General features: G+C 55.8%; 19 protein-coding genes. 15 read left to right on the top strand and 4 right to left on the bottom strand.

Going from position 1 to position 17457, the window contains the following annotated elements; translation table 11 throughout:
* Positions 1-63 precede the first annotated feature (63 nt).
* Together SYN7336_RS04775 and SYN7336_RS04770 are read left to right on the top strand one after the other, a co-directional pair.
* Positions 64-750 (top strand): Crp/Fnr family transcriptional regulator, encoded by a 687-nt coding sequence (locus tag SYN7336_RS04775; RefSeq protein ID WP_017324788.1) that lies wholly within the window; start codon positions 64-66, stop codon positions 748-750.
* 296 nt (positions 751-1046) lie between these two features.
* Positions 1047-1298: a DUF6761 family protein gene (locus SYN7336_RS04770; protein ID WP_017324787.1), complete on the top strand. Its 252-nt coding sequence runs from the start codon at positions 1047-1049 to the stop codon at positions 1296-1298.
* A gap of 93 nt (positions 1299-1391) precedes the next feature.
* Here SYN7336_RS04770 and SYN7336_RS04765 read toward each other — a convergent pair whose 3' ends face one another.
* Together SYN7336_RS04765 and SYN7336_RS04760 are read right to left on the bottom strand one after the other, a co-directional pair.
* Positions 1392-2267: a 4-hydroxybenzoate solanesyltransferase gene (locus SYN7336_RS04765; protein WP_017324786.1), complete on the bottom strand. Its 876-nt coding sequence runs from the start codon at positions 2265-2267 to the stop codon at positions 1392-1394.
* Positions 2268-2505: 238 nt separating this feature from the next.
* A complete protein-coding gene (locus SYN7336_RS04760; RefSeq protein WP_227498601.1) occupies positions 2506-3795 on the bottom strand; it encodes a cyclic nucleotide-binding domain-containing protein in 1290 nt (429 codons plus the stop codon).
* A 50-nt stretch (positions 3796-3845) separates the two neighbouring features.
* On the opposite strand from SYN7336_RS04760, the gene SYN7336_RS04755 reads away from it, so the two are divergent.
* The 4 genes from SYN7336_RS04755 (at position 3846) to SYN7336_RS04740 (ending at position 7463) form a co-directional block, all read left to right on the top strand.
* On the top strand, positions 3846-4547 hold the full coding sequence (locus SYN7336_RS04755) for a zeta toxin family protein (RefSeq protein WP_369791872.1): 702 nt from the start codon (positions 3846-3848) through the stop codon (positions 4545-4547).
* Complete coding sequence (locus SYN7336_RS31650) at positions 4544-4708, top strand: hypothetical protein (protein ID WP_017324783.1); 165 nt, start codon at positions 4544-4546, stop codon at positions 4706-4708. Before SYN7336_RS04755 ends, SYN7336_RS31650 begins: the two co-directional genes overlap by 4 nt.
* A 131-nt stretch (positions 4709-4839) precedes the next feature.
* Positions 4840-6273, top strand: coding sequence for a phosphoglucomutase/phosphomannomutase family protein (locus SYN7336_RS04745; protein ID WP_017324782.1), 1434 nt, complete (start codon positions 4840-4842; stop codon positions 6271-6273).
* Positions 6274-6371: 98 nt separating this feature from the next.
* The gene (locus SYN7336_RS04740; RefSeq protein ID WP_017324781.1) at positions 6372-7463 is read left to right on the top strand and encodes an Mrp/NBP35 family ATP-binding protein; all 1092 of its coding nucleotides are present in this window, start codon (positions 6372-6374) and stop codon (positions 7461-7463) included.
* Positions 7464-7477: 14 nt separating this feature from the next.
* On the opposite strand, the gene acpS is transcribed toward SYN7336_RS04740, so the two are convergent.
* Both acpS and SYN7336_RS04730 read right to left on the bottom strand, forming a co-directional pair.
* On the bottom strand, positions 7478-7897 hold the full coding sequence (gene acpS, locus SYN7336_RS04735) for a holo-ACP synthase (RefSeq protein WP_017324780.1): 420 nt from the start codon (positions 7895-7897) through the stop codon (positions 7478-7480).
* Between the two features lie 71 nt (positions 7898-7968).
* Entirely contained in the window at positions 7969-8214 is a 246-nt protein-coding gene (locus SYN7336_RS04730; RefSeq protein ID WP_017324779.1) for a hypothetical protein, read from the bottom strand.
* A gap of 323 nt (positions 8215-8537) precedes the next feature.
* Here SYN7336_RS04730 and lpxD point away from each other — a divergent pair, with 323 nt between their 5' ends.
* The 9 genes from lpxD to atpB all read left to right on the top strand — a co-directional run bounded on the left by lpxD (position 8538) and on the right by atpB (position 17437).
* Positions 8538-9614 (top strand): UDP-3-O-(3-hydroxymyristoyl)glucosamine N-acyltransferase, encoded by a 1077-nt coding sequence (lpxD, locus tag SYN7336_RS04725; RefSeq protein ID WP_017324778.1) that lies wholly within the window; start codon positions 8538-8540, stop codon positions 9612-9614.
* A 14-nt stretch (positions 9615-9628) separates the two neighbouring features.
* Positions 9629-11032 (top strand): D-alanyl-D-alanine carboxypeptidase, encoded by a 1404-nt coding sequence (locus tag SYN7336_RS24495; RefSeq protein ID WP_017324777.1) that lies wholly within the window; start codon positions 9629-9631, stop codon positions 11030-11032.
* Entirely contained in the window at positions 11019-11264 is a 246-nt protein-coding gene (locus SYN7336_RS04715; RefSeq protein ID WP_017324776.1) for a hypothetical protein, read from the top strand. Before SYN7336_RS24495 ends, SYN7336_RS04715 begins: the two co-directional genes overlap by 14 nt.
* A 203-nt stretch (positions 11265-11467) precedes the next feature.
* Positions 11468-11779 carry a co-chaperone GroES gene (gene groES, locus SYN7336_RS04710; protein ID WP_017324775.1) on the top strand — a complete coding sequence of 104 codons (312 nt, stop codon included), beginning with the start codon at positions 11468-11470 and terminating at the stop codon, positions 11777-11779.
* A gap of 92 nt (positions 11780-11871) precedes the next feature.
* The gene (groL, locus tag SYN7336_RS04705) at positions 11872-13542 is read left to right on the top strand and encodes a chaperonin GroEL (protein WP_017324774.1); all 1671 of its coding nucleotides are present in this window, start codon (positions 11872-11874) and stop codon (positions 13540-13542) included.
* A gap of 273 nt (positions 13543-13815) precedes the next feature.
* Positions 13816-14466, top strand: coding sequence for a hypothetical protein (locus SYN7336_RS24490; RefSeq protein WP_156820026.1), 651 nt, complete (start codon positions 13816-13818; stop codon positions 14464-14466).
* Positions 14467-14587: 121 nt separating this feature from the next.
* Positions 14588-15811, top strand: a complete 1224-nt coding sequence (locus tag SYN7336_RS04695; protein WP_017324772.1) for a class I SAM-dependent methyltransferase — start codon at positions 14588-14590, stop codon at positions 15809-15811.
* Positions 15812-16217: 406 nt separating this feature from the next.
* Complete coding sequence (locus tag SYN7336_RS24485) at positions 16218-16691, top strand: ATP synthase subunit I (RefSeq protein WP_017324771.1); 474 nt, start codon at positions 16218-16220, stop codon at positions 16689-16691.
* The gene (gene atpB, locus SYN7336_RS04685) at positions 16688-17437 is read left to right on the top strand and encodes a F0F1 ATP synthase subunit A (RefSeq protein ID WP_017324770.1); all 750 of its coding nucleotides are present in this window, start codon (positions 16688-16690) and stop codon (positions 17435-17437) included. Before SYN7336_RS24485 ends, atpB begins: the two co-directional genes overlap by 4 nt.
* Positions 17438-17457: the final 20 nt, after the last annotated feature.

Below are 17457 nucleotides of genomic sequence, written 5' to 3'. Positions count from 1 at the left end.
GCACTGCAGGCTATTTTAAGGCTCTGCTAAAGCCGTCTCTCACACGCGATGCGAGGTTGGATTATGAGTATTGTTTCAATTCGGCAAGCGCCAGAATGGCGAGAGGTCTGTCAGTGGGCGGAAGAGCGCTTCCACTCCCGTACCTTCGCTAAAGACGAGCGCATTCCCACTCGACCCGGTTTAGTCTACCTAGTTCAGCAGGGGATGGTGCGCGTGGTAAGTATTACCCCCGAACGGCGGGAAGTGTTTGTGGGCTTTCACTTCGGGGGCTCTCCCTTTGAAGTGATCTCCACAGAGCAGTTTCAGATCCAGGCATTTAGCCATACCGATTTCACCACGGTCATGTGGTTCTACTGGGAGGACCTGCAAGAGTGGCCCCGCTTGTACCAAAGCGTTCAAGCTGCATTCCGCCAGCAGTTACAGCGCAAGTTGTTGTGGTTGGGAAACTTGGGTCAACGTCGCGCGATCGATCGTCTCAAAGGTTTCCTCACCCTCTTATTGGAAGAGTACGGCGAGCCTTCTCCCCACGGTCTGGTGCTGCCTTGGACCTTAACGCACTCCCAAATTGGGGATGCAATTGGAGCAACTCGAGTCACGGTCACTCGCTCTTTGGGCACCTTACGGACTCGCGGCTTTGTGAAAGTACTGGATCAAAATCAATTGTGCTTGCCAAACACCAGTGTGGCAGTCCAGCAGGAAGGATTTGACGGTCCGTCTGGGTACGAACTCGCACAACCCGGACATAATTAAGTTCGAGCAAAGCGAAGTGTTGACCCACTTCTTCACCACGATGGCGCGTAAAGCCCTTATTTGCGCGTCATTTTTGATTGCGCGTCGCCGAATTCAAGCCGTACAGGGGTTGCGGCAGATTTAATTGATGGGTCGGCAAGTGCTGAAAAGGGTGTCTGCTAGCTAGTAGGGTTGACCGTAAAGGTAAAATCTTCACAAAATATAACCAACTGTTATCGATGTATTAACAATGCCGAATAATATCTCCTCAAGAGCCATTTCTATTGCTATAAAAGACTTAGCGTTACTTCAAACTTATGTTGCAGGACTACAGACTCATTCGCCATTATCAGTCCATCACTGATTCCATGGTGGATCTGTGGCAGCGCGGCTATCGCATGGATGACTTGCGGCTCGTGATGGACGGCTATTTGATGGCTTTGCGAACGCTGGCGGTGTTTGAGGGGTTCGAGATGCGTCGATTGGAAGAGGAAGTGATTCGCTTCTTGCACGATCCGGCAAGTTTCGAGTTACCTCTGCCAGAAACTGAAGTCATGCCCCGTTATTAGCCTCGCTATCAGGATTTGCTTGCCCCGCCTTACCCTGTGAGAGAGTGGTAGGGATAGTGCATGCGTCTACCTACAGTAGTTTGGGCGGTGTTGTTAGAGAAGGGTTCCAGCGATCATCCCTGCCAATAGTACGAAGCCGATCGCGACATTTTGCCGAAACACTTGCGGAAATAGAGATTTAGGGGGCTGGCGTTGGTGCAGCCTTTTTGTTTGCCAGCCCCAAGCGGCAACACACAGTCCTAGTGCCGCGTAAAAGCTGGCGTGTAGCTGCATCGTCAAGCCCACGCAGACTAAAAAGATCGCCGTGCCCAAAAAGAAGAATCCGACTGCGGTGGGGGTCAGCGGGCCGAAAAAGCGGGCACTGGAGAGAATGCCAACGCGCTCGTCGTCGCTGCGATCGGACATGGCGTAGACTGTATCGAATCCGAGTGTCCACAGCACAGTAGCTCCCCAGAGGAAGAGCGTGGCAGGCTCCCAAATGGGGCAATCGGGCAATTGTCCGGCAACAGCGGTCCAGCTAATCAGAACGGCAAATCCCCAGGCGATCGCCAACACCAGCTGCGGGACTGGAAAGATGCGCTTCGCCCCCGGATATAAGGCGATCGCCGGTACGGCAGCAACGCACAAGGCAAAGGTGACGGGATTGAGAAACGTTGCCAGAACGAAGGCACAGATTAGAGAGATAGTTCCGACTACTGCTGCAACTCCGAGGGACAGTTTTTGGGAAGCGAGCGGACGGTCTTTGGTGCGGTCTACTAACGGATCGAGATTGCGATCCCAGATATCGTTGATGACACAGCCTGCTGCACTGGTCGCGAGGGTTCCCACCACCACCACTGCAATCAGTAAGGGGGGAGGGGTTCCTCGACCCGCTAGAAAGGCTCCCCACAGGGCTGGCACCATGAGAATCAGGCGTCCTGCGGGCTTATCCCAGCGCAAGAGCTGCACGATCGCAAGCAAGGAGTTCATGGCAGTCCCGTTGAATTTTGGCAGTTTTGGCGGTTTGGGGTAGGGGGCAACGTGAGTTCGACAAGGGACTGGCCCCCATCCCCTAACCCCTTCCCCCAAAATTGGGGTAAGGGGAATAGAACGGTAGATTGCGGGTTTGAGGCTGCTGCTCCCCTCTCCCAAGCTTGGGAGAGGGGCCGGGGGTGAGGGCAATGCAGAGTCATCGAACTCAGGTGACGCACGATAAATTTTGCCGAACTTAGTCTAACTGAGCGGCGGAGATAGAAAAGCTGGTTAAAAAACCCAGGATAGTGGCGAGTGAAACCATACCGCCTCCCAATTCATAAGCTTCTGGCATCATGGTGCTGGCCAGCATGGCAAGGACGGCACCGCCCGAGAAAGATTGAATCAGAGCGACGGTTGCATCGGGGGTATAGGCTTGCAGCAGACTGCCGCCTAGGGCACACAGCCCCGATAAGAGGATCTGACTGCCCCACAGAGTTAGTACTCGCCGCACGCTATAGCCAGACTGACGCATGCTAATGGAACTGGTCAGAGACTCGGGCAAGTTGGAGATAAAAACGGCGAGCAAAAAGGCAGTGCCCACCTCCGGCGAATGGGCGGTCATGCCGATCGCGACGGCTTCGGGAATGTTATCTAGCATCGTGCCCACAAAAATCGCCAGCGGTGCAGAAGCGGCGGACAGGGAGGCGGCTAGACTTTGTTCTTCGGCCGGGGACAGGTCCAACTCGATACTGTCGATCGCCTGACGCCGCCAAGCGGCCAAATTTTCTTCGGCTCGGACGCGGGAGGTATTGGTCGATCGCAACCGCTGAGCCAAAACGCGACTGAGGGAACTGGCCAGATGGGGGGATTTGGCCAGCAACTCGTCAAAGTGGCTGCGGTCCAGCCGGTAGACCGTCATGTCGGAGCAGGCGACCAAACTGGCGGAGCGCGGCTCTCCAGTCAGTAGGGCCATTTCCCCAAACACTTCGCCGGGGCCTAAATGGGCGATCGATCGCTGGTTCACCCGCACATCGGCCTCCCCATCCACAATCATCCCCAACCAATCCCCTTCATCTCCTTCGTTAAATAAAACCTCGTCGGCATCGAGCTGCAGCTGCTCCACGGCCCCGACAATGGCTTGAGCCTCGGCGGGGGGAATGCCCCTGAGAGCCTTGATTTTGGAGAGGTCTAAGAGAACCGATTCGGCCTCCTGCTGGCGGCGGCGGAAGAGAAAGCGGCGGCGGTTGGCGGGATGGCGCAGAAAGCCCCCCAATTTGTCGATGTATTGAGTTGCAGCAGTAAACAAGCCGCCGCCACAAAAAAAACCGAAAAAGAGCGGCCAGAGGCCGTGGCTTTGGTAAGCAGGCAGGGCAATTTCAAAGGCGATCGCCGAAATCAAGGTGCCGCTGCCAAAGGCCATAATGGCTGCCGATACGGCGCGGCGAGGTTGCCACACCAGGCCCAACAGCGATCCGACCAACAAGCTGGAAGCAGCTAACAATCCCTGCAGGAGGGCGATCGCGGGCATAGTAGGCTCGACCATCTCGGCACAATGCAGTTTATCTTACCTTTAGCCTGCTCCCGCTGCGCTCTATGCGGGCAGAGCCCGCTATGCTATTACCGTTCGCCCTAGAAGTCTGTCGCACCAAAACCCAAGCCCTCACAAGGCATGATGTCAGAGCTTCTTACCGACAAACCACGACTGGTATGAGCAAACCATCTCCCCCCACCTGCTGGATCGTCGCAGGCCCCAACGGAGCAGGCAAAACCACCTTCGCACTTCAATATCTACCCACTGTCGCTAACTGCCGCAACTTCGTCAACGCCGACCTCATAGCCGCCGGACTTTCCCCCCTAACCCCCGAAACCGAACTACTCGCTGCAAGCCGACTATTCATCAAAGAAATTCAACACCGCATCCGAGCCCGACAAGACTTCGCCTTTGAAACCACCCTCTCGGGCCGCACCCACCTCAAAACAATTGCCCGTCTGCACGCAGGCGGCTGGCAAGTAGAACTCATCTACTTGGCACTCCCTAACGTAGAAATGTCAAAATTGCGAGTAGTGGAACGGGTTGCCCACGGCGGACACAATGTCCCATTGTCAGACATAGAACGTCGATTTCCCCGCAGCCTACGCAACCTGCTCGTTGAGTTTAGCGTTGCTGCCGACCGCACCCGATGCTTCATGAATGAAGGCAATTCTCCCCGGCTAGTCTTCGACCAGCAAGGTCAGACCCGCGAAATCGTAAATCCAGAACTGTTTAGCCACCTCGCGCAACAGGTCAACCCATGACAACTATTCGCCCCGAGACTCAGCAAATGTTGGACTGCCTGCAAAAAGTTGCCGCAGAAACCCTCGAGCGAAAACGACGGCTAGGGCATTACGCTATTATCTGGCGCGATGGCAAAGCTGTAGCAATTGGCGAAGATGCCCCCGATAACCTAAAAGCTTAAGGAAGGCGAGCGCGGCCACGACAGACTCGATCGTTTATCCTTTAGCCCGCTCCCGCTGCGATCTATGCGATCTATAGGGGCAGAGCCCCACCAGTCGGTATGCTATAACCGTTCGCCTTCAAACGAAATTCATGACTGCTGCAGCCTCTCCCTCCGCCACCGGTCTGCCGCCCATTCGCTTTGGCACGGATGGCTGGCGGGCCGAGATCGCCGACGCCTTTACGTATCCGCAAGTGAAACGGGTGGCGCAAGCGAGTGCTCGAATTTTGACCCAGACCTATGCGGGTAACGGCATTGCGGTGGGCTACGACAATCGCTTTTTATCCGAACACTTTGCCCGAGCGGCTGCCGAAGCGATCGCCGCCATCGGCATTCCAGTGAAGCTATCCTCCCAAGCAACTCCAACCCCCGCATTGAGTTGGACTGTCCATCAGTTGGGTTTGCAGGGTGCTTTGGTCGTTACGGCTAGTCATAACCCGCCCGAATATTCTGGAATCAAGCTCAAAGGGGCGTTTGGTGGCTCGGTCTCGGCGGATATCACTCGCCAGGTGGAGGAGTTGCTCGCCGATTTGCCAGTGGCGGTGGAATCCACTGCTCCCGTTGCAATTGAGGATTTCGATCCTTGGCCGATGTATCTAGGGCAGTTGAGTCAGCAGGTGGACTTAGACGCGATCCGTCAGTCCTCGGTCAAAATCTGGATCGATGCGATGCATGGCTCGGCGGCGGGAGGAATGACTCGCTTGTTGGGCGATCGCGTACGAGAAATACGCGGCGATCGCGATCCCCTATTTGGCGGCATGTCCCCCGAGCCGCTGCCGCCGCAGTTGGCAACAACGATGGAGGCGATCGCGGCCGATCCCGCCCCGCTCAAAGTGGGACTGGTGTTTGACGGAGATGGCGATCGCATTGCGGCGATAGACGGCAAGGGGAAATTTCTCAGTCCTCAAATTGCAATCCCCATTCTGATCCAGCATCTTGCCGAGCGGCGCGGTTACAGCGGGGAGTTGGTCAAAACCGTGAGCGGCTCGGAGCTCTTTGCCAAAGTGGCCGCCCTCTACGATATTCCCGTCACCGAAACGCCGATTGGATTTAAGTACTTGGCCGATCGAATGTTAGCCACAGATGTGCTGCTGGGCGGGGAAGAGTCTGGGGGCATTGGCTTTACGGGCCACATTCCCGAGCGGGATGGCATGCTGTCAGCCCTGTATCTACTGGAGGCGATCGCCGCCACCGAAAGGGATCTGAGCGATCTCTACCGCGATCTGCAGGAACGCACCGGCTATACCTCCTATTACAATCGCCGCGATCTGCACCTGCCAGACAAGTCAAAGCAAGAGAAGTTAATGCGATCGCTGGATGAAACTCCTCCCCAGGCGATCGAAGGTAGGCAGGTGCAAGCCCATTTAACCCAAGACGGGCACAAATTTGTCTTGGAAGATGGCAGTTGGTTGATGATTCGGGCCAGCGGCACCGAGCCTGTTTTGCGCTTGTACTGCGAAGCATTGAGCCCCGAAGCTGTGGAAGCCTTACTGGATTGGGCGGAGAATTGGGCCAATCGGGCATAGGGCTCTAGAACAGTTGCAGGGATGATGGGGGCGATCGATCTAAATCTGCCAGCAAACCTTGCATTACATTGAAAATAAACTCACTCACTGAAGCTGCAATGACCGCCACAACCCTCAGCCCCGAAGCAATTCTCGATGTCTTGCGCCCAGTTTGCGATCCCGAGCTGCGCAAGAGCTTGGTGGAGCTGAACATGATTCGCAACGTGACGGTAGAGGGGCAGAATGTCGCCTTTACCCTCGTGCTGACGACACCAGCTTGCCCCCTGCGGGAATTCATCGTGGACGAGTGCAAAGATGCCATTCGCACTCTGGGGCCGGTGGACGCAATTGATGTGGAGGTGACGGCAGAGACGCCGCAATCGGTGGGGCTGCCCGATCGCCAGGGGATAGACGGCGTACGCAATATTATTGCTGTGGCCAGCGGCAAAGGGGGGGTGGGCAAGAGTACGGTATCTGCCAATTTGGCAGTGGCGCTGGCTCAAACGGGGGCGCGAGTGGGCATTCTCGATGCCGACATTTACGGTCCCAATATGCCGCTGATGTTGGGGGTGCAGGGACAGCCAGTGGAGGTGGAGAAAACCCCTCAAGGGCAAGAGCGCTTGCATCCAGTTGAGGCCCACGGGGTCAAGCTCGTGTCCATGAGCTTTTTAATCGATCGCGATCAGCCGGTGATTTGGCGCGGCCCCATGCTGAACGGCATCATTCGTCGCTTTTTGTACGACGCGGTCTGGGGGGAATTAGATTATCTAATTGTGGATATGCCGCCGGGCACGGGAGATGCTCAACTGACCTTAGCCCAAGCGGTTCCGATTGCCGGTGCCGTCATCGTGACCACCCCCCAAACCGTTGCCCTGCACGATGCCCGCAAGGGCCTCAAAATGTTCGAGCAATTGGGGGTGCCCATCATCGGCATCGTGGAAAATATGAGCTACTTTATCCCCCCCGATCGACCGGATGTGCGCTACGACCTGTTTGGTTCGGGGGGCGGCGAGAAAACGGCTGGCGAACTGAATGTGCCGCTGCTGGGGACCGTTCCGCTGGAGATAGCCCTGCGGGAACAGAGCGATCGCGGTCTACCGATCGCCGTCTCCAATCCCGATTCCGCTTCCGCCTTGGCCCTGACCCAAATTGCCAAAACAGTGGCGGGCAAGGTATCCGTCCTCGCCCTGCAGCCTCAGCCGATGACGTAGAGAATGGGCTGACGCTAGGCGATCGCCACCAACAGAACCGTTGCAAAGGCGTAGTCGCGATCGTGGGTAAAGCTCACCTGCCAAGCCACCTGCTCGGCCTGGAAGCCAAACTGGTGCAACACCTCCATTCCCCGCCCGTGCAATTGGATGGAGGGCGCCCCCGATTGAGCCCGACAGATTTCCACATCGGTATAGCCCACACCTCTCCAGCCCGTTCCCATTGCTTTGACAGCAGCTTCCTTCGCCGCCCACCGCCCAGCCAGACGGTGGAGGGTGTGGGCATCCGAGCGCAAGCAGTAATCCCGTTCTGCCGAAGTATAGACTTTTGCTAAAAAGCGATCGCCAAATCGCTCCCATGCTTGTTGGATTCGAGGCACATAGACAATATCGGTTCCAAGCCGCATAAAGGGGAGAGACTTGGCTGCGAGTTCCATCAATTCACCCAAACAATTACGACGCGATCTGACTGAATCGTTCGGCTCAAAAATAAAGGCGATTGAAGGTATTACTGCCGAGACTTTGCCTTATCTAACCTTAGCGGACGGCCCATAAAATCGGTCCCATTTGCTGTTTCAATCGCTTCGTCTTCTTGAGCGGAGCTGGCGAGATTGACAAAGGCTATACCCCGTCCCCTTCCAGTCTCGCGATCGATGGGAATACTGACAGATGTAACTTCCCATTTCTGACTAAAAAACCCAGTTAGGTCTTCGGCTGTGGCAGTATAATTCAAGTTACCCACAAATATGGTCATAAACTGTCTAGAGACATGTCTAGTGCGAGTTGCATAAATGGCAATAAAGAGCTACGTAAATACAAATATCGGTATATTGAATTTCTTACTTTTATCATGGCGGCTGCGCCTTCCTGAGGAACGTAACGGGATATGAAGGGGTTTGTGCCCTTATGTTTACACTGCTTAAACAGCCTTCAAATCCTTTAGGTAAGGTTCTCAATCGCGGCAAAATTTTGACAAATTTCTGATTTTAGACCAGTCTCTTCCCGAGGAAAAGAGGCTTCTTTCCTAGCTCGTATGGCTGCGCGATCTGCCGCTAGAATCCGATTGAGATTGACTCGTTGCTCGTTGAAGCGTGGGAGGTGGCAGTGCAGCTATCAGAGATTGCAAGGCGTCTGGGGTGTGATTGCGAAGGCTCGGGGGAGATCGAGATTCGAGGTGTTGCAGCTCTAGAGGCAGCCCGAGCGGGGGATCTCAGCTTTGTCAGTGAAGCCAAGTATTTGCCCTTACTCAAACAAACTCGGGCCAGTGCTGTCCTTGTGGCCCTCGATAGCCCCGTGCCTGCAGAGCTGGCGGTGGTGCGATCGCCCAATCCTCGCCTGGACTTTGCCCGCGCGATCGAGTGGTTTTACCGCCCCTACCAGGCTGCGGCAGGCGTTCACCCCAGTGCTGTTGTTGCCCCCGATGTGGAGTTAGGGGCCGAGGTAGCCATTGGGGCCAATGCGGCGATCATGTCCGGCGTTAAGCTAGGCGATCGCACCCAGATCCATGCCAATGTCACCCTTTATCCCGGTGTAGAGATTGGCAGCGACTGCGTCTTGCTGGCCAACTGCGTCTTGCACGAGCGCACCCAATTGGGCGATCGCTGTATCATCCACAGCGGCGCCAGTATTGGCGACGATGGGTTTGGCTACGTGCCCCAAGCGGATGGCAGTTGGTACCGGATGCTACAAGCGGGACGGGTGGTCTTGGAAGACGGCGTGGAAGTGGGTGCAAACGCGGCGATCGACCGTCCGGCAGTGGGGGAAACTCGCATTGGTGCAGGCACTAAAATTGACAATCTGGTGCAGTTGGGGCATGGCGTGACGATTGGAGCCCATACCTTGCTGTGCGCTCAAGTGGGCATTGCGGGCGGAACGAGGTTGGGTCGAAATGTCTTGCTAGCCGGACAGGTGGGACTGGCGGACCATATCGAATTGGGCGATCGCGTCATCGCTGCCGCCCAAACTGGCATTTCCACCGACGTGCCCTCGGATACAGTTGTGGGTGGCTATCCCCACCAAGCAGCGCGCGATTGGAAACGCACAGTAGCCGTACAGCGGAAACTGCCGGATTTGGCTGCATCCGTTCGCAAACTTCAGAAGCGCTTGCAGGCGATCGAGGATAAACTCGGTGCGACAAAATTATCTTCAGATTAGAGTAGCGATCGCGATTGGTTGCGCAGCAACGGAAGACAATTGACGCCGGACGCAACCCCCTGCCATTCAGCAACGATGGGGGATGTCCAGTCAATTCAGATATGGGTCGGGCAATTCGGGGTGGTGAGGCAGATATGCGCTGGATATGGATAGGAACGGTTGGCGTTGGCTTGGCCGCAGTTGCAGGACTACTGGGGTGGGGGGCATCGCCAACGCCGTGGGTGCGATCGGCAGAGTTCCCACCGGCAGAGCAACCGACGGTAGAGCGACTGGTGTCTCCGCCAAGTGTCTCGGCAGAGGACTTGCCCCCCGTCTCGCCAGCATATCGAGCTGCGGTCAATCGGTTTCTCGATCGCCTGCAGGCTCGCGGTTTCGATCGCACCTGGCAGGGGGTGCTGTTTGTGGATGCTCGCGGGCGCGAACTGGCGGTTCATCAACCGACTCTGATGTTGCCTGCCGCTTCAGTGACCAAATTGGCCACCTCCCTAGCGGCACTGGAGACGTGGGAGCCCAACCATCGGTTTACGACCAAAATTTATGCCACCGGGGAGCTGCGAGAGGATGTTTTGTACGGCGACCTGATTGTGGCGGGGGATGGCGATCCCTATTTTGTTTGGGAAGACAGCTTTGAGCTGGGATCGCAAATTGGCGCGTTGGGCATTCGCCACATCGCGGGCGATTTTCAGGTGGTGACCCCCTTCTACATGAACTTTTATCCCAATCTGTCCACCTCCGCCGAGCTCTTGCGCTGGGGCATGCACGAGTCGCTCTGGCCCCTGGAAGCGCGCCATCAGTTTCAGCAATGGGCCAGCGATCGCGCCAATGTTCGCGCTCCTGCAGTCAGCTTCTCTGGGGGAATTCAGACGCTTGCGGCCCTGCCCCCAGAAGCCCAGCCGCTATTCGAGCATCCCTCGCGATCGCTGACGGAAATTCTCAAAGCCCTCAACACCTACAGCAATAACGTTATGGCCGATATGTTAGCCAATCGTTTGGGGGGCATCTCGGTGCTATCGGACAAAGTGAGCCCCTACCTGCCCGCCCGCGAAATGCAGGTGGTGACTGCCTCCGGCTTGGGACGGGACAATCGCTTTTCTGCCAGAGCTGTTGTGGCCATCTTGCAGGCCCTGGACGAGAGAGCGGCAGCGGGTGGCTTAAGCCTGCACGATTGGCTGCCGGTCTCCGGGATCGATCCCGGTACCCTCTCCAACCGCAATGTTCCCCACGGTATTGCTGCGAAAACCGGCACCCTCAACAGCGTCACCACATTGGCGGGGACGCTGCCAGACGGCACCTATTTTGTCCTGCTCAACCAGGGCTGGGATATCTACGCAGTGCGCCAACTGCAGAGCCAGTTGTTGCGGGAAATGTTACAAGTGTCTGTAGATTTGAATTCCCCACAGGCCCATGCAAGCCCTTAAGCAGGCGATCGATCGCATTCTCAGTTTCGCTATTTTTGCCGCGTTAGCCAGCTTTGCCTGGTTTGCCGTTGCTGTCGCTGGGGCGTTTGCAGGGATGTCGTTGGGATACGACCTGTGGATGCAGTTGTGGCAACCTCTGTTTCAGCCCATCCTCGGGCTGATTATGGCGGGGGCCTTAGCTAGCGGTGCTTGGAGCTGGATGCGGAAACAACGCGATCGGTTTTCGCAATAGCGATCTATTGATGACACTAAAAGCTCTCGGGGTGCGGATATTCGCACCCTAGGCTTAGCCTCGATCCGGTTGAACTGGCTAGCGGGGGTGAGCTACCATTAGCACTCGGAGCAGGAGAGTGCTAATCGGGACGATCTGTGTCGTCACCAGTACTGTCCAGCCCGGTAAACCAGAACTGAAACCCAAGAGGAACACCTGCTAGTATGGCTAGTCTGAGTTTGTCTGCCTCCACCCTCAAACCCCTCGGCGATCGCGTTTTACTCAAAGTCGCCCCCCAAGAGGAAAAGACGGCTGGAGGCATCCTGCTGCCCGATGCGGCGAAAGAGAAGCCCCAAGTGGGTGAAGTTGTCGCTGTCGGCCCCGGCAGCTTCAACGATAAAGGCGATCGCGTTCCCCCAGAAGTCGCCGTGGGCAGCAAAGTGCTCTATAGCAAATATGCTGGAACCGAACTCAAGTTGGCAGATACCGAGCACATTCTGCTGGCGGCAAAAGATATTTTGGCAGTTGTGGAATAAATCCCTACCCCATTCAAACCGCGATTCTTCGGCCGAATGGCTGTCTCTGCTGACAGCTCGACATTCCCCATCGATACCACAGGACATTACTCATGCCTAAACAAGTAGTTTTTGACGAATCCGCACGCAGAGCACTGGAAAAAGGCGTCAATCAACTGGCCGATGTCGTCCGCATTACCCTCGGACCCAAAGGCCGCAATGTCGTGCTCGAAAAGCAATTCGGTGCGCCTCAAATCGTCAATGATGGCGTCACCATCGCCAAAGAGATCGAGCTGGAAAACGCACTGGAAAACACTGGCGCTCAGCTCATCCGCGAAGTTGCCTCTAAAACCAACGACGTTGCCGGTGACGGCACCACCACCGCCACTGTCTTGGCCCAAGCCATGATCCGCGAAGGTCTGAAAAATGTTGCAGCGGGAGCCAATCCGGTGAGCCTGCGTCGGGGCATTGACAAAACCGTCACGGCTATGGTCGAGGGCATTCGCACTCTGGCCAAGCCCGTCGAAGAATCGAAAACCATTGCCGAAGTCGCTACCGTTTCTGCCGGTAACGATGAAGAAATTGGCCAGATGATTGCCAAAGCGATGGATGCCGTCGGTCGCGATGGGGTGATTACGGTTGAAGAGTCCAAATCCCTCGATACCGAACTGGAAGTGGTGGAAGGGATGCAGTTCGATCGCGGCTATATCTCCCCTTACTTCATCACCGATTCCGAGCGCATGGTGACTGAGTTTGAGGATGCCCTGCTGCTGATCGCCGATAAAAAAATCTCCAATATCCAAGAGCTCGTGCCAGTGTTGGAGAAAGTAGCTCGTGCTGGCAAGCCTCTGCTGGTGATTGCGGAAGATCTTGAAGGGGAAGCACTGGCGACTCTCGTCGTCAATCGCTTGCGGGGCGTGCTCAATATTGCAGCGGTCAAGGCTCCTGGTTTTGGCGATCGCCGCAAAGCCATGCTGCAGGATATCGCGGTCCTGACCGGCGGCCAGCTCATTTCTGAAGAAATTGGCCTCAAGCTGGAAAGTACCGATCTCGACATGCTCGGTTCCGCCCGCAAAATCAGCATTAGCAAAGACACCACCACCATTGTGGCTGGCGGAGATACTTCGGCTGATGTCGAGAAGCGCGTCGCTCAACTGCGCCAGCAGTTGGAAGAAACCGATTCCGATTACGACAAAGAAAAGCTGCAGGAGCGGATCGCCCGCCTGTCAGGCGGTGTAGCCGTAATTAAGGTGGGGGCAGCCACCGAAACCGAGCTCAAGGATCGCAAGCTGCGCATCGAAGATGCTCTCAATGCCACCAAAGCTGCGGTTGAAGAAGGCATTGTTCCCGGCGGCGGAACCACGCTGCTGCACCTGAGCAAGCAAGTGGACGAAGTGAAAGGCTCTTTGAGTGAAGAAGAGCAAATCGGTGCCGATATCGTCGGTCGGGCGATCGAAGCCCCCGTGCGCCAAATCGCCGAAAATGCCGGTTTGGAAGGCTCTGTGATCGCTCAGAAAGTGCGGGAGCAGGCCGCCAGCATTGGCTATGACGTGGTGCAATCCGCCTATGTCGATATGATTGCTAACGGCATTGTCGATCCCGCTAAAGTAGTCCGCTCGGCTTTGCAAAACGCAGCCTCGATCGCGGGCATGGTGCTCACCACCGAGGCTTTGGTGGTGGATAAGCCCGAGCCCAAATCTGCGGGTGCTGACGCTGCCGCCGGTATGGGCGGCATGGGCGGTATGGGCGGCATGGGCGGCATGGGCGGTATGGGCATGATGTAAATCGGCCTGACGGGTACGAGCTGCGCACGAGCCGTTCTCCTCGGTCTTGCCGGTTGAGCGGCTGCCCGCCAGATGGTACATAACCGCCGAAATCGCTAGCGATTTCGGCGGTTGTCTCGTGCCGCTGACACACCCGCGCGATCGCAGCAGCCCGGAATGAAACTGGATGATAGGATACGGATTGCTAGAGAAGGCCGATGCCCGAGCGATGGCGATCGCGTCCCCCTCCCAAAAGTTTTTGTTGAAGCGTTCACATAACGGTTGGAGTTTCGTATGCGTTTGCTAGAGTCCTGTCGCGAGGCAGCCAATAGATCCCGTTCTCACTTGTCAGTCACTCCCCTTCGCCACATGGCGATCGCGATCGCCGCTGCCACTGTCAGTTTGGGCTGGAGCACGTCGGCAGCGCAGGTACTGGCAGATGTCGAACCCCCTTCCGCCTCGCCAGTCTTATTCGCTCAAGCGGAAGAAATTCCCGATCCCCAACAATTTCGTGCCCTCGAACAAGCTGGCAGTAACCTCAGTTTCCGACGGGCGGAGCTGTTGTTAGAGCAGGCCAACACCGCCACAGACGCGCAGAATTTTGCTAGAGCAGCAGAGCTGCTAGAGGAGACATTTAACGCCTTTAATACCCGCTCCAACTACTACCAAGAGCTGTCCCGCAGCTTTGCCGGTATCGACAATCGCATTTCCGATTCTCTCAGGGGCTTAGCTCGCGAGGCAGCCCAGTCGCGGGATGAAGTGGCATTTGAATTGGCCATTGTTTATCGTGCCGATAACAAAGCCGAAGAAGCCGTGGCCCAGCTCGTACAAGTCATCTCCAGTCAAGGCCCCACCCGCGACTTGGGGGTACGGGCCTACAATCAATTATTCGAACTGGGCTTTGTGGATACCCCCTACGACAATCCCTTTAGCAGCCCCAACTAAGCTGTCGAGCCCTGCCAATTCATAAGGCTTCACACCGTTGGTGAAAGCCCGAATGGTAATCTCCAATGTGCTGCGCCCACTCCTCCGTGCAGCACATTTTGTCTACCCCATTTCAATCCCCATGGTCAATCCCGCCCCCCCAGACTCTGCCGATCGCGTCACCGCCCGAGTGCAACAACTTTACGATCGCTTTCCCTTCCCCGGCGAGCCGATTGCGGGGGGCGAACCTCCAGGCTTTAACTGGCGCTGGAGTTGGCCCCAAGCCTATTCCTTTTGCACGGGGGGCTATCCCTATCCAAAAAAACCGCGCATTCTGGATGCGGGCTGCGGCTCTGGCTGCGGCACCGAATACATCGCTCACCAGAATCCCGAGGCCGAAAAATGGGCCATTGACCTGAGTGCCAATGCCCTAGCGATCGCCCGAGAGCGCTGCCACAAGTCCGGGTCTCCCCCGGTCGAATTCCGCCACCTCAGTCTCTACGATGTAGAGCAAATTCCCGGCAGCTTTGATTTCATTAACTGTGTCGGCGTCCTGCACCACTTGCCCGACCCCACTGCTGGTCTCAAAGCACTGGCAGACAAGTTGGCGACCGGCGGCATTATGCACGTCTTTGTCTACGGCGAGCTGGGCCGCTGGGAAATTCGCCTGATGCAGCAAGCCCTGCGACTGTTGGTGGCAGGGGATGAGTCCGCCAACATGGAGACGGTGGAGCAACTGCAAGCCGGCTTGCAGGCCGGACGCCAACTCTTCGAGATCCTGCCCGAGAACAACCGCATCGTCTCTCAAGAGAAAGCACGCTGGGCGGGCGAGAATCGAGCGGATGAAAACTTTGCCGACATGTACCTCCACCCTCAAGAGGTGGACTATAACTGCAATAGTCTGTTTGCCTGGATCGAAACCTCCGGTTTGGAGTTCGTCCGCTTTTCTAATCCCCAATTTTGGAATCTCGATCGCCTGCTGGGCGATCGCCCCGAATTACTCGCCCGAGCCCAACAGCTCGATCGCCAGCAGCAATACCGCTTAGTGGAACTGCTGGATCCCGTCAATGCCCATTATGAGTTTTATCTCGCCAAGCCCCCCCTACCGAAGTTCGACTGGACGGCAGAGAACTCGAAAGCGGCGATCGCCCACCGCAGTCCCTGTCTCTGGTATTGGCCCGGTACGACACTGCTCAACTACAATTTCGAATCGGTCCAACTTTCCGAGTCAGCCTACGCTTTTCTGCAAGCGGCAGACGGCCAGCGCACTGTAGCCGAGCTCCGTGCCGCACTCGACGAACCTCCCACGGCAGAAGAGTTAATGCAACTGTGGCGATCGCAAGTGCTGCTGCTTGAAGCTATTTGAAGCAAACGCTAAGATGACAGTCTTTTTTGACACGAAACTTTACTCAATGTGTAGTTTAGGAATTCTTTTGATTCGGACGTAGACCGCTCCCGCTTGATGATAAACTCCTATTGAAGCGTTAACGCCAATCTCGCGCTACTAGGCCACACAAGGGATTGAGCCGATTGCTCATCTGGTTTCAGCGATGAAAATCGGAGATTGCGATCGTTTGAGGCATCATCGCTCGACATTTGCAGTAAGCATAAATACTTATTGTGATATGTTAAGTAGCGGTCGCCGTGCTCTTCTGGCACGAGTTGACCGTTGCATCGCAACGGGGTCGGCTGCTCTAGAGTCATTTGTTTTCTCTCGGGCAAATCCGAAATCTCATCTCCGAAATCTCATCAAAGTAGGTCTGAGTGGATATATGAGTCACTCTGAATCTATCGAGGCTGAGCCCGAACTGATATCTGCGGATGCCAGTTCGACCGAGTCTCCTTCCGAAACGGCACCGCCACTCGATCGGATGCAAGCGGGGGGAGAATACAGCCAACTTACCCAGCAACTGCTAGTCACGACGTTGGCTTGCAGTATTGTTATCGCCCTATCCATTGCTTGGATTTACCCATTCAATATAGTCGCGAATTACGGGCTGGGTGCTGTCTTTGGCTTAGTTTATTTTCGGATGTTGGCTAAAGGCGTGGCTCGGTTGGGGCCGTCAAATCGAAGGTTGGGGGGTCCCAATCGCCTCGTATTGTTCGCTGCCCTAATTGTTGTTGCCACTCGCGTAGAATCCCTTGAGGTTTTACCCATCTTCTTTGGGTTCATGACCTACAAAGCGGCCTTATTTGTGTATGCAATTCAAACGCTGGTCCCGTCTCGGAAGTCCGATATTCCATGATTGACTTTGTCCTCCAATCCCAGCTCTTGCCCTTTGCCGAACTCGAAGTGGGCTACCATCTCTACTGGCAACTGGGAAGCTATACGATCCACGGTCAGGTCTTGATCGGCAGTTGGATTGCGATCGCTATCATCCTCGGCTTAGTGTTCTGGGGTACCCGCAGCATCGAGCGCGTTCCGACCGGACCGCAAAACTTTTTGGAATACACCCTAGAGTTCGTTCAAGGGTTAGCGAAATCCCAAATTGGGGAAAAAGAATATCGGGCTTGGGTGCCCTATGTCGGCACGCTCTTCCTGTTCATCTTTGTCTCCAACTGGATGGGTAACCTCTTCCCCTGGAAGTTTATTACTCTGCCGGAAGGCGAACTTGCTTCCCCCACCAACGACATCAACACCACATTGGGTTTGGCCTTGTTGACGAGCGTGACCTACTTTTACGCCGGAATTCGTAAAAAAGGCTTCGGATATTTCAAAAAGTATATCGAACCCACCCCAATTCTGCTGCCCATTAACATCCTGGAAGATCTGACCAAGCCCCTTTCCCTCAGCTTCCGCCTGTTCGGAAATATTCTGGCTGAGGAATTGGTTATCGCTGTGATTGTTTTGCTGGTACCTCTCTTCATTCCGGTACCTCTGATGATTCTCTTCCTGTTTACGGGGGCCATTCAAGCTTTGATTTTTGCGACCCTGAGTGCCAACTATATCGGGGAAGCTTTGGAGGGACACGGTGGAGAACACCACGACTAGATGAGACTGTCGCGATCGAC

The sequence above is a fragment of the Synechococcus sp. PCC 7336 genome (genome assembly GCF_000332275.1).
GTDB lineage: Bacteria > Cyanobacteriota > Cyanobacteriia > Thermostichales > PCC-7336 > PCC-7336.
This window is presented reverse-complemented; position numbering and strand designations above follow the sequence as displayed.

Coding starts and splice junctions, on each gene's coding strand:
- SYN7336_RS04775 (WP_017324788.1), top strand. CDS start 64: ATGAGTATTGTTTCAATTCGGCAAGCGCCAGAATGGCGAGAGGTCTGT.
- SYN7336_RS04770 (WP_017324787.1), top strand. CDS start 1,047: ATGTTGCAGGACTACAGACTCATTCGCCATTATCAGTCCATCACTGAT.
- SYN7336_RS04765 (WP_017324786.1), bottom strand. CDS start 2,267: ATGAACTCCTTGCTTGCGATCGTGCAGCTCTTGCGCTGGGATAAGCCC.
- SYN7336_RS04760 (WP_227498601.1), bottom strand. CDS start 3,795: ATGGTCGAGCCTACTATGCCCGCGATCGCCCTCCTGCAGGGATTGTTA.
- SYN7336_RS04755 (WP_369791872.1), top strand. CDS start 3,846: ATGCGGGCAGAGCCCGCTATGCTATTACCGTTCGCCCTAGAAGTCTGT.
- SYN7336_RS31650 (WP_017324783.1), top strand. CDS start 4,544: ATGACAACTATTCGCCCCGAGACTCAGCAAATGTTGGACTGCCTGCAA.
- SYN7336_RS04745 (WP_017324782.1), top strand. CDS start 4,840: ATGACTGCTGCAGCCTCTCCCTCCGCCACCGGTCTGCCGCCCATTCGC.
- SYN7336_RS04740 (WP_017324781.1), top strand. CDS start 6,372: ATGACCGCCACAACCCTCAGCCCCGAAGCAATTCTCGATGTCTTGCGC.
- acpS (WP_017324780.1), bottom strand. CDS start 7,897: ATGGAACTCGCAGCCAAGTCTCTCCCCTTTATGCGGCTTGGAACCGAT.
- SYN7336_RS04730 (WP_017324779.1), bottom strand. CDS start 8,214: ATGACCATATTTGTGGGTAACTTGAATTATACTGCCACAGCCGAAGAC.
- SYN7336_RS04715 (WP_017324776.1), top strand. CDS start 11,019: ATGCAAGCCCTTAAGCAGGCGATCGATCGCATTCTCAGTTTCGCTATT.
- groES (WP_017324775.1), top strand. CDS start 11,468: ATGGCTAGTCTGAGTTTGTCTGCCTCCACCCTCAAACCCCTCGGCGAT.
- groL (WP_017324774.1), top strand. CDS start 11,872: ATGCCTAAACAAGTAGTTTTTGACGAATCCGCACGCAGAGCACTGGAA.
- SYN7336_RS24490 (WP_156820026.1), top strand. CDS start 13,816: ATGCGTTTGCTAGAGTCCTGTCGCGAGGCAGCCAATAGATCCCGTTCT.
- SYN7336_RS04695 (WP_017324772.1), top strand. CDS start 14,588: ATGGTCAATCCCGCCCCCCCAGACTCTGCCGATCGCGTCACCGCCCGA.
- SYN7336_RS24485 (WP_017324771.1), top strand. CDS start 16,218: ATGAGTCACTCTGAATCTATCGAGGCTGAGCCCGAACTGATATCTGCG.
- atpB (WP_017324770.1), top strand. CDS start 16,688: ATGATTGACTTTGTCCTCCAATCCCAGCTCTTGCCCTTTGCCGAACTC.